1 protein-coding gene is annotated in these 1,024 nt (G+C 64.8%); it reads right to left on the minus strand.

Translation table 11 applies throughout. From position 1 onward, the window contains the following. Positions 1-470: 470 nt before the first annotated feature. Positions 471-1,024: autotransporter outer membrane beta-barrel domain-containing protein (locus tag AB4Y99_RS27820; RefSeq protein WP_441525634.1), on the minus strand; the 554-nt coding region annotated here is incomplete at its 5' end.

Consider the following 1,024-nt stretch of genomic DNA (forward strand, 5'->3'; position numbering starts at 1 on the left):
CCCCTCCTCGCTGAGCGTGAATTCGATACTCCGAGCTAGATGGCTCGTTCCTCGAATGATGAGCCAAGAGCCGAATGACGTCGCTATGGGCCGAGAGCAGGCACGTCAACTTCATGAGAGGTGTTGCCACGAACCCGGTGGTCCAGAATTAACGCCGCGGCAGGATCCCTGCGCTAGTTGGACGACATGGAAAACCCCTTCTTGATCGCAGCCGGTATGATAGCCGTGGTGGTGCTTGCCTGGCTCGCTTCCAAAAGGTGGGACTGATCCGGAGAAGACGCAGCCCAGCTCAGCCACGCGGCAGGCACACCGTCGCTGCGCATCATCGCTCGCGTTCTGCCCGGCCCAATCGCTCGGWGCCAGGCCTTTTTCGTTTYAGGCGGTGTCGYGGYAACKCCKTGCGGGCGYTGTGACGGACTGGCGGTGTGTTTCCATTRCCRTGCAGACGCGAGACAATGTGTGAATTGCCTTCAGAACCTGACGGCGAGCACGCCTTTGAAGGAATGGTCCTGGGCATCCTCGGCGAGCTGGCCGGTATAGCTCACGCCGAGGGTCGCGTTACGGGCGATGGCAAGATCGAGCCCGGCTTCGACCATGGCTGCATCGCGCGCGATCGGCAGGCCCGCAACGGTGAACGTGCTGGACCCGGCRAAGGCGAGCGTCGCCTTCGGATCGACGTCACCGAAGGCGTGGCGCCAGGCCAGACCGCCGCGCAGCGTCACGGCCATGCCCTGGAGATCGAGGCTGGTCGCTGCCCGCAAGCCGAGYGTGGAATAGCCGACGCCGGTATCGTCGCCCCGGCCGGTGAGCRCGGTAGCGGCGCCGGYCTCGCTGAATCCGTCGCTRTGCAGGTTGACATAGGCCAGCCCGGCGAACGGTTCAAACGCGGCGCGMCCAAGCTCGATGCGATACCCGACCTCGCCGAAGACCTGGGCGGTCGCGGCATCGTAGCTCGCACGCGGAATGCTGCCGAGGAAGGCCGAGGTCACGGCGCGCCGCGTCTCGATATCGTGCCAGGTGTAGC

The organism is Allobosea sp. TAB14, assembly GCF_052113865.1.
GTDB classification, from domain to species: Bacteria; Pseudomonadota; Alphaproteobacteria; order Rhizobiales; family Beijerinckiaceae; genus Allobosea; species Allobosea spartocytisi.